This window comes from Pseudoalteromonas sp. C8 (genome assembly GCF_011378685.1).
Lineage (GTDB): Bacteria > Pseudomonadota > Gammaproteobacteria > Enterobacterales > Alteromonadaceae > Pseudoalteromonas > Pseudoalteromonas arctica.
Window position 1 is genome coordinate 1 of record NZ_WTKT01000034.1, and the last position, 12,124, is coordinate 12,124.

Consider the following 12,124-nt stretch of genomic DNA (forward strand, 5'->3'; position numbering starts at 1 on the left):
GCAAAGATCAACAGACCCTAGATTAGCAGTGGCAATATTTGTGTACAAACATGAGCTGCACGGTTTTTACACAAATAGCCATCTGAGCATCCGGCATGCTTGCTGTTTGTAAGCGCATACGTTTTGATTGTTGAATCGCAAAAACATAATAATCAAAAAATGAGCCTACAATGAGCAAGCATCATATAAACACCCAGTGTATTCATGGACCACAAAAAGCAAACGACCCGCACGGCGCACTCACTTCTCCTTTGTATCAAACCTCTACCTTTCATTTTGAAAATGCCGCACAAGGTGCTGCGCGTTTTGCAGGCGACGAACCTGGCTATATTTATACGCGTTTAGGAAACCCTACAACCACAGAGCTTGAACAAAAAGTTGCTCAACTAGAGAGCTGTGAAGCAGCTGCTGCAACCGCAACAGGTATGGGGGCTGTATCTGCCTCAGTACTGAGCTTTTTATCGCAGGGAGATCATCTTGTTGCCTCAAGTGCTTTGTATGGTTGTACCTTTGCGTTTTTCTCGCATATGTTGCCGCGCTGGGGAATCGAAGTCACTTTTGTTGATATGACCAACGAGGACGAACTACGCGCTGCCATCAAACCTAATTCAAAAATGATATTTGTAGAAACGCCAATTAATCCCACTATGGCGGTTATTGATTTAGCACTCATTGGCGCAGTTGCTAAAGAGCACAATTTAATTAGTGTGGTCGACAACACCTTTTTAACGCCGCTACTGCAATCGCCTAAAAAATACGGTATCGACATTATAATGCACAGTGCGACCAAGTACTTAAATGGTCACGGAGACGTAGTCGCCGGTATTGTATGTGGATCGCTTGAGCACATAACACACATTAAAATGACCGTACTAAAAGACATTGGTGCAACTATAAGCCCGCACGATGCATGGCTAATTAATCGAGGTCTAAAAACACTCGCCATTAGAATAGAGCGCCATTGTCAAAGCGCACAAACGATAGCCGAATATCTAGAAGCGCACCCACAAGTAAGCACCGTATATTACCCGGGGCTTAAATCGCACCCAGGTTATAAGTTTATTGGTAACCAAATGAAAGCCGCTGGTGGTGTTATTGCGTTTGAAATAAAAGGCACGCTACAAGATGGCGCACAATTTATTGATAGTATGAAACTTTGTACACTTGCAGTAAGCCTCGGTGACGCTGAAACACTGATTCAGCATCCTGCATCTATGACTCACTCGCCTTATACGCCAGAGGAGCGAGCTGCCGCTGGAATAAGTGATGGGCTGATCAGGCTCTCGGTTGGGCTTGAAGATGTTAACGACATTATTAGTGATTTAAACCAAGCTTTTACTAAAATTGGTTAGTTGTATTTAATTGTGTACAAGTAAATATAAGCTACAGGCCTTTATTTAAAGGCCTGTATTTTTTATGTTCCATAGGTGTAATTTTAACTTTACGATTGGGGGGATCGCGCCAAATACTGATGTTAGCCTATCTATTAAACTTTTCTTCACTTTTGCATAGTATGGGGTCATTCGATATTCTATAGGTTTGAGTATCACACTGACACCGATTTAGGGCTCACACCCAAGAAGGTACTTATGGCTAAAGCAAGTAAATACACATCCAAAACACCAGACGAAAATGGTGTTATACACTGGAGTGATGAAGAGAATAAAATTTGGTCTGAGCTTGTAGCGCGCCAACTTGCATGCATTGAAGGCAAAGCCTGCAACGAGTACATGCAAGGGTTAAAAAAGATTAACCTGCCGCACGATCGTATTCCGCAGTTAAGCGAACTAAATGAAGTGTTACTAGCCACTACCGGTTGGCAAGTTGCACCAGTACCTGCGCTTATCGACTTTGATGAGTTTTTTAGATTACTGGCAAACAAGCAGTTTCCGGTAGCTACATTTATTCGTAGCCGTGAAGAGTTTGATTACCTACAAGAGCCAGATATTTTTCATGAAATATTTGGCCATTGCGCCATGCTAACTAATCCTGACTTTGCTGAGTTTACGCACAAGTACGGGCAATTAGGTTACGCAGCGCAGAAAAAGGACCGTGTATACCTTGCGCGTATATACTGGTTTACGGTTGAATTTGGTTTAATGCAAACCGAAGACGGCTTGCGTATTTACGGCGGTGGTATTTTATCAAGCCCAGGTGAAACTCAGTACGTATACTCGAATACGCCAGAAATCAGCCCAATGAATGTGCTTGATGTACTGCGTACGCCGTACCGTATTGATATTATGCAACCACAGTACTACACCATAAATTCGATTCATGATCTGTTTGATATATCGCAAATGGATATTATGACTTTGGTTGAGCGAGCTAAAGAACTTGGTTTGCACGACCCAAAATTTCCACCAAAAGAAAAATTAGCCAGTTAAATATTAATGCTAAAAAAGCTAAAAGTAAGGATTTAGAATGTCTTCATTAAGTGCACAAAAATGCGAAGCCTGTCATGTAGATGCGCCAAAAGTATCTGACGAAGAGTTAGCACAATTAATTACTAAAATCCCAGACTGGGTACCAGAAGTACGCGACGGCATTATGCAGCTTGAGCGTGTTTATAAATTTAAAAACTTCAAACAGGCTATCGCGTTTACTAACAAAGTAGGCGACATGGCAGAAGACGAAGGCCATCACCCAGGCTTATTAACCGAGTGGGGCAAAGTAACCGTAACTTGGTGGAGCCATTCGATTAAAGGCCTACACAAAAACGATTTTATTTGCGCAGCTAAAACAGACGACGTATTTAACGCGCTGTAAACCACACTAATTGAGCAAACCAACAAAAGCACTTATTTTATAAGTGCTTTTTTGGTTTTGGAGTGGTTATTAGCGTAGGTTGGGTAGAGTGAAACGAAACCCAACGAATCTTTAATGAACTTATTTACCTCGGTGCTTTTTTACCACCAATACTTTCTTTTGACCTAGATTAAAAAATTCCTTTTTTATTTATACGTTTATATTTTTAGTGATATTTTAGAGTTAATAACGAGCTTCAGAGTGAAAATTTAATGATAAAGGTGATCAAGGATGACAAGATTTCTGACTTTAGAGATCTAGTAAATTCCAATTCAAGTTTTGTTTATAAGTCTTATAATAACAAAAATGATAAAAATCAATGGAATATAATTTGTTCTTGTATGGATTGGATCACTGTATCGATTAGGTATTTACAATATCCTCCAGGATTAGAGGAAAATATTGATATGCGTGTTATGCAGATGTTTTCTTTAATTTCTGCGATAGATCTTGTTTCAGAATCAATAACCCAACTACACCGAGTGTTTATAAACCCAAAGACTTTACCTTTCTCTGGTGAAAAAGAATGTTTTACAAATCGTTTATTTGACGAGGATGATAACAGTTATTTCAAATCGATAAGAGCCTCATTTGGCGCGCATCCAGTAAACTTAAATCATACAGATTGTAAAAGATTTGCTAGTTGGCCTTACGATAACCACATGGAGAATGGTGAACTTACTGTTAATTTATATAGTAATAAAGTGGGTGAGAGTGATTTAGTTATGGTTCTTAACTCTAACGAGCTGTTTTGCTTTCTTCTTAGGAGGTATGACTATCTAGATGTTTTATCTCAAGCAATAACAAAATTATTTAACGATTTTAAGCTGAATTTAACTAGGCAACCTATAGAGACTAAATCATCCAATTTAGAACAGTTATATATTTTAAAAAACGAGTCTGAGATAAGGTTAAACAATGATTATTATAATGATGTTATTGATAATTTAATTATGGTTTACGAAGCAGAACCTTTAGAGACAAATCTAGAAATTAAAGCTACCAATTATAGAAAGTCACTAGAGCCATTAATTGATGAAATAAAAATAAACCTTCAATTAATGAATATTATAGATTTGGATAATGATGGGCTTCTTGAACCCAAGTCAGATCTCAGTCGAAAGCTAAGTTATGAGTTAGGGAAGTTTTACAGTTGGCTGCATGAGAATCGCTATGATCCATTAGCTAATTATTACTTAAAAAGATTTAATAAAGAAACAGACTACATGTATGACTTTAAGATAGAAGATCCAGTTAATACGTTATTTATTAAGACAAAAGTAATGCTACTTGATTGAGAGTTTATTGCCATAAACAAAAAAGCCCTAACCCAAAGGGCTTAGAGCTTTCTATATACAATTAAAGTTTAGCTAAAACACTTAACTTCAAAGTATCGTTGGGTTTCGTTTCACTCAACCCAACCGACTGTTACTCATCAATTGAGCGTAGTAGGGCGTTAATGCCTACTTTTTCACGAGTTTGTTTATCTACTTTTTTCACGATGATTGCAGCGTAAAGGCTGTGGGTGCCATCTTTTGACGGTAATGCGCCTGGTACAACTACTGCGCCTGCTGGTACGCGGCCGTAGTGAATTTCGCCAGTTTCGCGGTCATAAATACGGGTGCTTTGGCTGATGTAAACGCCCATTGAAATTACCGCGCCTTCTTCAACAATTACGCCTTCAACAATTTCAGAACGTGCGCCAATAAAGCAGTTGTCTTCAATGATGGTTGGGTTAGCTTGTAGAGGCTCTAAAACGCCGCCTATGCCTACGCCACCTGATAAATGTACGTTCTTACCAATTTGTGCACATGAGCCTACAGTCGCCCATGTATCAACCATAGTGCCGTCGTCAACGTATGCGCCAATATTTACGTACGATGGCATAAGTACGACGTTTTTACCTACAAAGCTGCCTTTACGGGCTACTGCGTTTGGCACTACGCGCATACCGCCTTGTTGAAATTGCTCTGGCGTATAGTCGCTAAATTTAAGTGGTACTTTGTCGTAAAACTGGTTTACGCCGTCGTTCATTGGTTGGTTGTCGCGAATACGAAACGACAGTAATACTGCTTTTTTAAGCCACTGGTGTACAACCCATTCACCTGATATTTTTTCGGCAACGCGTGCTGCGCCGCTATCAAGTAAATCAAGTGCGTCGATAATAGCTTGTTTTACGTCGCTTGATACTGTGTTTGGGCTAATGCTATCGCGGTTGTCCCATGCGTTTTCGATCATCGTTTTTAAATCTGACATGTGTGTCCTCTATTCTGTTTCGGCGTTGAATTTTTTACGTAATGCCTGATGAATTTTTGCTTGCTCTTCATCAGTCAGCGCTTGGTATTCGTTATTAGATACGACAAAGAAATCCTCGGCACGTTCACCTACCGTTGTAATGCGGGCAGCGTGAATGTGTAGTAAATGCGCTTGGAAAACTTCGGCTATTTTGGTTAGTAAACCTTGTATATCGACGGCTTGAATTTCTATTAAGCTACGGTCTTTGCGTGCATGTGGGCGCAACACAATTTTAGGTTTAATATTAAAATCTTTAAAGCGTTGAGAGCGGCTCTTTTTAAAGCGAATCTTTTTACGCGGATCGCTCAGAGCTTGCTCAAGCCCGCGTTTAATTGATTGCGCTCGACCACTTGCAATAGGGTCGCCACTTACTTCTAGTATTACAAAGCTAAACAAGACGTAGCCGTCTTTTGTGGTCAGTACTTGCGCGTGTTGTATTTGCGCTTTTTTAGAGCCAATCACACTTACTAATCGGGCAAACAGTGGGCCAGAGTAGGGGCTGTATACAAATACTTGTGTGCCACCATGCATAGCTTTGTTAGATACAACAACACTTGGCTGGCTTAAGTCTGTGCTACTTAATAAATGTTCACTTTGCCATGATATTTGTTGTTCGCTAAAGGCGGTAAAGTAGTTGGCTTTAAAGCGGCTCCAAATTAAATCAATTTTTTCCTCTTGATAACCCAGATTTATTAAGCGTTGTTTAGCTTGGTGCTTTTTATCGCGAATTTGGTCGCGTTGATCCATTGGGTTTTCGAGTCCTAGGCGCAAAGCGCGCTGCGTGTGTAAGTAGAGCTCACGCAGTAGGGTGTTTTTCCAATCGTTCCATAAGTTGTCGTTGGTTGCACGTATGTCGGCAACGGTTAAACAATATAAGTAGTCGAGTTGGCGCTCTGTTTTAACACGTGTAGCGAAGTCTTTTATTACAGCAGGATCGTTAATGTCTTTACGCTGTGCGGTAACAGACATAAGTAAATGATTACTTACAAGCCATGCTATTAGTTTTCCATCTGATGACGCAAAACCATGTAACTTAGCGAATGCAATGGCGTCAACAGCGCCAAGTTCTGAGTGGTCGCCACCTCGCCCTTTAGCAATGTCGTGAAATATACCGGCTAAATAAAGTAGCTCTGGTTTGTCCATTCGAGTGACTATTTCACTGCAAATAGGAAACTCGCTAATGCCTGTTTTATCAAAATATTCGTAAATGTTTTTGATTAATTTGTGAGTGTGCTCATCTACGGTGTAGGCGTGAAACAAATCAAACTGCATTTGCCCAAATATATTACGCCACTGCGGTAAGTAGGCGGCAAGCATGCCGTGCTTGTGCATGAGCGTAAATGCGCGGCCCATGCCGTTAGGATGTTTAACTAAGCGTAAAAAGGCTTCGCGACAGGCTGCGTAATCTTGCAAATCGCCCAATAAACGACGGCGCACTTGGCGAATAGTACGAATAGTACTTGGGTAAATATGCGTTATTGCTGGGTTATCGGCTATGTGCTCAAACAATACAAAGAGTTGGTCGCGTCTAAAAAATACCGACGGATCTTTTACGCGTATTTGATGACCTACTTGCTCAAAGTTTCTGTCGAGTTCTATTGCTGCCACAGCACTACTTTCGGGCATTATACTTTGTTCAAAGTATGAAAGTAGCATTTGGTTAAGCTCGCGCACGCGGCTCATTATTCTAAATAAGCGTTTCATCATACGCTCGACAGAGGCTTTACCGTCGCTACCAAAACCTAAAATTTCAGCGGCTTGCGGTTGATGATCAAACAATAAGCGGTTTTCAGCTCGACCTGCAGCTAAATGCAGTGCAAAGCGAATGTTCCATAGGTTTTCTAGGCACTCAGAAAGCTCTTGAAACTCTTCGTGAGTTAAGTATCCGTGGCTTATTAACTCTTGCAGGGTTTCGGTTCTAAAATGCTTTTTTGCCACCCAAATAATAGTTTGTAAGTCGCGCAGACCACCGGGGTTTTCTTTAATGTTTGGTTCAAGATTATACGCTGTGCCGTGGCACTTTCTGTGGCGTAAATTTTGTTCTTGAACTTTGGCAGTAAAAAATTCACCTGAGCGCCATACTGGCGTTTCAAGAACATGCATTTTGAGTTTTTCAAACTCAATGTGGTTCCCAAAAATAAGGCGGCTTTCGAGCAAGCTGGTGGCAAAAGTAACGTCTTCACGTTTTTGCTCAATGGCTTGTTCTATCGTACGCACGCTGTGACCAATCTCTAAGTTAAGATCCCATAGCATGGTGACAAACTGGCCTATTTTTTCGCATATTTCTTCGCTTGGCGGTTTAGTTACAAGCAATAAAAAGTCGATGTCGGAGTAGGGATGTAGCTCACCACGTCCGTATCCGCCTACCGCTATTAATGCTAAATCAGGTTCGCGCGCTAAGTGGTAAACATGAAAAAGCTTAATGAGTAGGCGGTCAATAAACTCAGCCCGGGCATTAATTAAATTCCCAACCGGTTGTTTAGAAAATTCGTTATGTAACCATTTATAAAAATAGCTAGAACAATCGCGATAATCACTAAGTTGCTCTGCATCGCTAAGCAACTTTTTTACTTTGTTGGGTAATGCCACGTGGGCTGGCTCCTTGTTGAACCTTTCACACGGATAAGAATTTTCTTATCAAGTGTTTCGGTTTTATTAGTGTTCTATGATCCGCTCGATAGTATCATCTGATCGTAGCGTTAAAATTTCAACACCATTTTCAGTCACTAATAAAGTATGTTCCCACTGTGCAGACAAACTACGGTCGCGTGTTACTACTGTCCAATCATCTTTAAGAAGCTTACATTGGCGTTTACCCGCATTAACCATAGGTTCAATAGTTAAACACATACCTGCTTTTAAGGCCTCGCCAGTACCGGCTTTACCGTAATGCATTATTTGTGGTTCTTCATGAAATCCTGCGCCGATACCGTGGCCGCAATATTCACGTACAATTGAGTAGTTAAAGCTCTCTGCATATTTTTGAATTGCTGAGCCAATATCACCCAAGCGCACACCTGGTTTTACCATTTTAATAGCAAGGTATAAGCTTTCTTGTGTTACTTCTGCAAGACGCTTAGCTTGAATGTTTGGTGTACCAACGTGGAACATTTTAGATGTGTCGCCGTGGTAACCATCTTTAATGACAGTTACGTCGATATTTACACTGTCGCCTTCTTTTAATGCTTTGTCATTTGGAATTCCGTGACAAATAACATGATTAACTGACGTACAAACTGATTTTGGAAAGCCATGATAATTTAACGGAGCAGGGATTGCTTGTTGCACATTAACAATATAATCATGACAAAGTGTATTTAGCTCATCGGTGGTAACACCTGGCACTACATGAGGGCCGATCATTTCAAGTACATCGGCCGCTAAGCGCCCAGCTACGCGCATTTTCTCTATTTCTTCAGGGGTCTTGATAATAGCGCTCATTGAGGCTCCAAAGTTGAGTTTTTAACATTTATCGTCGAACAAATTTTGCACGCGACGTTGAGTATTTAATTTTAATATGGTATAAAGCGCGCCGTCTTTTTACAAATAAATTCTTAAATGATTTTTTGTATTTAAGGCAAACACAATTTTATTTTAACACACACACGTATCGTCACATACACTTGGGTGCATTTGAAGTTTAATTACTTCGGTGTTGGTGCTATGGGATATGTGGAGGCCTAACCCTAAACAACTATAGAGGATCTATAAAATGGCAAACGTTTCAATGCGCGATATGCTTCAAGCTGGTGTTCACTTTGGTCACCAAGCACGTTACTGGAACCCTAAGATGAAGCCTTTCATCTTCGGCACACGTAACCGTGTACATATCATCAACCTTGAGCAAACTGTACCAATGTTCAACGACGCACTTAAGTTTTTATCAAGTGCTGCAGCAAACAAAGGTAAAGTTCTTTTCGTTGGTACTAAGCGCGCAGCAAGCGACGCAGTTAAATCAGCTGCTTTAGAAAGCGACCAGTTCTTCGTAAATCACCGTTGGTTAGGTGGTATGTTGACTAACTGGAAAACTGTACGTCAATCAATCAAGCGTCTTAAAGATCTTGAAGCACAAAGCCAAGACGGAACTTTCGAGAAATTAACTAAGAAAGAAACGTTAACGCTTAACCGCGAAATGGAAAAGCTTGAAAAGAGCCTTGGTGGTATCAAAAACATGGGCGGTCTTCCAGACGCGCTTTTCGTTATCGATGCTGACCACGAGCACATTGCTATCCGTGAAGCAAACAACCTAGGTATTCCAGTTGTTGCAATCGTAGATACTAACTCTAACCCAGACGGTGTTGATTACATCGTACCTGGTAACGATGATGCTATCCGTGCTGTAAGCCTTTACACTAGCGCTGTTGCAGCTGCTATTACTGAAGGTCGCGAGAATAACATCGTTGCTCAAGCTGAGAAAGACGATTTCGTTGAAGCTGAGTAATTAGCTGTCATCAAGTCTTCATCTTTTTAAGGTGAAGACTTGCTATTCTTGTCGAGCGGGTAACCCGCTTATCTAACCTGATTTCAGATTTGAGGATTTACTAATGGCTGTAACTACTGCCCTAGTTAAAGAATTACGCGAGCGCACAGGCGCTGGCATGATGGATTGTAAAAAAGCGTTAACTGAGACTGATGGCGACATCGAGTTAGCGATTGAAAACATGCGTAAAAGTGGCGCTGCTAAAGCTGCTAAAAAAGCAGGTAACATTGCTGCTGAAGGTACTATCATCATCAAGCAAAACGCGGGTGTTGCAGTACTAGTAGAAGTTAACTGTCAAACAGATTTCGTTGCAAAAGACGTAAGCTTCTTAGCATTTGCTAACAAAGTTGCTGACGCTGCAATTGCTGACACTATCTCTATCGAAGACTTACAAGCTAAGTTTGAAGAAGACCGTGTTGAGCTAGTGACTAAAATTGGCGAAAACATCAATGTACGTCGTTTACAGTACGTAACTGGTGAAAACCTAGTTGAGTACCGTCATGGCGATCGTATCGGTGTTGTTGTTGCGGGTGTTGCTGATGAAGAAACACTTAAGCACGTTGCAATGCACGTTGCTGCATCTAGCCCTGAATACTTAACACCTTCAGATGTACCAGCCGATGTTGTTGCTAAAGAAAAGCAAGTACAAATCGAAATCGCGATGAATGAAGGCAAGCCTGCTGAAATCGCTGAGAAGATGGTTGTTGGCCGCATGAAAAAATTCACTGGTGAGGTTTCTCTTACTGGTCAAGCTTTCATCATGGAGCCTAAGAAAACTGTTGGCGATATTCTTAAAGAGAAAAATGCAACAGTTACTAGCTTCGTACGTGTAGAAGTTGGTGAAGGTATCGAGAAGAAAGAAGAAGATTTTGCTGCTGAAGTTGCTGCTCAAATTGCTGCTGCTAAAGCTAAGTAAGATTACTATTTGTGAAGGATAATGAAATTAGATGCAATTAAAGTACTATTTGGTTTTGCTTCGCAGCTAGAAATTCTTTAAAATAACCGCGCTTTTATGTTTAACATAAGCGCGGTTATTTTTTATCCATAATTCAATAAAAGTTGGCCCCAATACTATGACTATCAATCGCAAACCTATTTTTAGACGTGTTCTTCTCAAATTAAGTGGTGAAGCTTTAATGGGAGACGAAGGCTTCGGCATCGATCCTAAAGTTTTAGACCGTATGGCACAAGAAATTAAAGAGCTAGTAGAGCTCGACGTAGAAGTGGGTTTAGTTATTGGTGGAGGTAACTTTTTACGCGGTGGATCACTTGCAGAAGCAGGTATGAATCGCGTAGTAGGCGATCACATGGGTATGCTTGCAACGGTTATGAACGGCCTTGCAATGCGTGATGCGCTACACCGTGCATTTGTAAATTGTCGTCTTATGTCGGCTATTCCGCTTAATGGTGTATGTGACGCTTATAACTGGGCTGAAGCAATTAGTTTATTGAAAACTGGTCGCGTAGTTATTTTTGCAGCGGGTACTGGTAACCCATTTTTCACTACCGATTCTGCAGCATGTTTACGCGGTATCGAAATTGAAGCGGATACGGTAATTAAAGCGACTAAGGTTGATGGCGTATACAGTGATGACCCTGTTAAAAATCCAGATGCAACGCTTTACAGCCACTTAAGCTACAATGAAATCATTGAAAAAGAATTAAAAGTTATGGATTTAGCGGCATTTACTCTAGCCCGCGATCACAATATGCCATTGAGCGTATTTAACATGAATAAATCAGGCGCGCTAAAACGCGTAATTATGGGTGAAGAAGAAGGTACACTTATTTCTTCACAAGCCTCAGATGAAATAATCAAATAATTAGGATTAAACCGTGATTAACGATATTCAAAAAGACGCGCAAGCGCGCATGCAAAAAAGTGTAACTGCACTAGGTAGCCAATTATCTAAAATTCGTACTGGCCGTGCACATCCTGCAATCCTAGATGGCATTATGGTGTCGTACTACGGTGCACCAACGCCTTTAAACCAAGTTGCTAACGTAACAATTGAAGATTCTCGTACACTTGCTATTGGTGTATTTGATAAGTCTTTAGCGCAAGCTGTTGAAAAAGCAATTATGGCATCTGACTTAGGTTTAAACCCTATGTCGGCAGGTACTGTTATTCGCGTACCACTTCCTCCACTTACAGAAGAGCGTCGTAAAGACCTAATCAAAATTGTACGCGCTGAAGTTGAAGGCGGTCGTGTTGCTATTCGTAACATTCGTCGTGATGCTAATGGCGATGTAAAGGGTTTATTAAAAGATAAAGACATATCTGAAGATGAAGCGCGTCAATCAGATGATGCGATTCAAAAGCTTACTGATAAGTTTATTAAAGAAATGGATACTTTATTAGCTGCTAAAGAAACAGAATTGATGGAAATCTAAGTAAGGTCCTGTTTATCTTTCGAGATTTAATTTGCAGCAGTGTGTTTGGTTTTTAGGCAAGGCAGAGCCTATGTAGTGTGGTTATTCCCCATAATTGGGCGATAACGATGCATAAAATCCAAACACGCGCTGCCCAAAGGGTTCTGC

General features: G+C 40.8%; 11 protein-coding genes. 8 read left to right on the plus strand and 3 right to left on the minus strand.

All coding sequences use genetic code 11. The features are described 5' to 3' along the window. Positions 1 to 170: 170 nt before the first annotated feature. The 4 genes from megL to GQR39_RS19735 all read left to right on the plus strand — a co-directional run bounded on the left by megL (position 171) and on the right by GQR39_RS19735 (position 4,106). Positions 171 to 1,352 carry a methionine gamma-lyase gene (megL, locus tag GQR39_RS19720; RefSeq protein ID WP_007580969.1) on the plus strand — a complete coding sequence of 394 codons (1,182 nt, stop codon included), beginning with the start codon at positions 171 to 173 and terminating at the stop codon, positions 1,350 to 1,352. Between the two features lie 237 nt (positions 1,353 to 1,589). Beyond that, entirely contained in the window at positions 1,590 to 2,387 is a 798-nt protein-coding gene (phhA, locus tag GQR39_RS19725; RefSeq protein ID WP_002958327.1) for a phenylalanine 4-monooxygenase, read from the plus strand. A 37-nt stretch (positions 2,388 to 2,424) separates the two neighbouring features. Continuing rightward, complete coding sequence (locus GQR39_RS19730) at positions 2,425 to 2,769, plus strand: 4a-hydroxytetrahydrobiopterin dehydratase (RefSeq protein WP_002958326.1); 345 nt, start codon at positions 2,425 to 2,427, stop codon at positions 2,767 to 2,769. A gap of 251 nt (positions 2,770 to 3,020) precedes the next feature. Then, positions 3,021 to 4,106: a hypothetical protein gene (locus GQR39_RS19735; protein WP_165736406.1), complete on the plus strand. Its 1,086-nt coding sequence runs from the start codon at positions 3,021 to 3,023 to the stop codon at positions 4,104 to 4,106. Positions 4,107 to 4,236: 130 nt separating this feature from the next. Here the strand turns inward: GQR39_RS19735 and dapD are convergent, their stop codons facing one another. From dapD to map, 3 genes are all read right to left on the minus strand, one after another. Next, the gene (gene dapD / locus GQR39_RS19740) at positions 4,237 to 5,064 is read right to left on the minus strand and encodes a 2,3,4,5-tetrahydropyridine-2,6-dicarboxylate N-succinyltransferase (RefSeq protein WP_165736407.1); all 828 of its coding nucleotides are present in this window, start codon (positions 5,062 to 5,064) and stop codon (positions 4,237 to 4,239) included. Between the two features lie 9 nt (positions 5,065 to 5,073). Then, positions 5,074 to 7,692: a [protein-PII] uridylyltransferase gene (gene glnD / locus GQR39_RS19745; RefSeq protein ID WP_165736408.1), complete on the minus strand. Its 2,619-nt coding sequence runs from the start codon at positions 7,690 to 7,692 to the stop codon at positions 5,074 to 5,076. A gap of 66 nt (positions 7,693 to 7,758) precedes the next feature. After that, positions 7,759 to 8,544: a type I methionyl aminopeptidase gene (gene map, locus GQR39_RS19750; protein WP_007580976.1), complete on the minus strand. Its 786-nt coding sequence runs from the start codon at positions 8,542 to 8,544 to the stop codon at positions 7,759 to 7,761. Positions 8,545 to 8,815: 271 nt separating this feature from the next. On the opposite strand from map, the gene rpsB reads away from it, so the two are divergent. The 4 genes from rpsB (at position 8,816) to frr (ending at position 11,977) form a co-directional block, all read left to right on the plus strand. Further along, the gene (rpsB, locus tag GQR39_RS19755; RefSeq protein ID WP_007580978.1) at positions 8,816 to 9,544 is read left to right on the plus strand and encodes a 30S ribosomal protein S2; all 729 of its coding nucleotides are present in this window, start codon (positions 8,816 to 8,818) and stop codon (positions 9,542 to 9,544) included. 103 nt (positions 9,545 to 9,647) lie between these two features. After that, complete coding sequence (gene tsf, locus GQR39_RS19760; RefSeq protein ID WP_007580981.1) at positions 9,648 to 10,499, plus strand: translation elongation factor Ts; 852 nt, start codon at positions 9,648 to 9,650, stop codon at positions 10,497 to 10,499. A gap of 157 nt (positions 10,500 to 10,656) precedes the next feature. Continuing rightward, positions 10,657 to 11,406: a UMP kinase gene (pyrH, locus tag GQR39_RS19765; RefSeq protein WP_165736409.1), complete on the plus strand. Its 750-nt coding sequence runs from the start codon at positions 10,657 to 10,659 to the stop codon at positions 11,404 to 11,406. Between the two features lie 13 nt (positions 11,407 to 11,419). Further along, positions 11,420 to 11,977 (plus strand): ribosome recycling factor, encoded by a 558-nt coding sequence (frr, locus tag GQR39_RS19770; RefSeq protein ID WP_024599058.1) that lies wholly within the window; start codon positions 11,420 to 11,422, stop codon positions 11,975 to 11,977. The last annotated feature ends 147 nt before the right edge of the window (positions 11,978 to 12,124 follow it).